Here is a 402-nt window from a genome sequence, read left to right as displayed (position 1 = left end):
GTCCACCGTTCCGGCCCAGGCCGATATTATCGACGACACCATTGTCAATATTCAGCAGGCGAATAATGACGCTTATAACCCTGACCGTGGGCGAGACTATGAAGATTCTCTCGACGACGGCTGGCAGCGTGAAGTGAGCGACGAACTGCGCAGACAATATGACGACCGCCGCAGCCAGATTGAAGATCGCCGCAGGCAGCTGGACGATCGCCAGCGCCAGCTTGATCAGGAGCGTCGGCAACTGGAGGATGAAGAGCGGAGAATGGAAGATGAGTATGGGCGATGAGGTTGGGTATGGAGCAGGCATCGCCCCTCACCCCAATGGGGAGAGGGAGAAAACGAGCGCAATATTCAATATCGAGCACAATCGGTCCCCTCGCCCCTCTGGGGAGAGGGTTAGGG

Annotated in this window: 1 protein-coding gene; it reads left to right on the top strand. The window is 57.2% G+C overall.

The window, feature by feature from the left end; all coding sequences use genetic code 11:
• On the top strand, nucleotides 1-286 hold a 286-nt coding region (gene yjdP, locus ACEWB7_RS18410), incomplete at its 5' end, for a DDRRRQL repeat protein YjdP (RefSeq protein WP_411581151.1).
• Nucleotides 287-402 lie beyond the last annotated feature (116 nt).

The sequence above is a fragment of the Acinetobacter sp. NIOH-H-8 genome (genome assembly GCF_046635365.1).
Classification (GTDB): Bacteria; Pseudomonadota; Gammaproteobacteria; order Pseudomonadales; family Moraxellaceae; genus Acinetobacter.
Note: the sequence above shows the minus strand (reverse complement) of the source record. Positions and strands in the feature narration are given on the sequence as shown.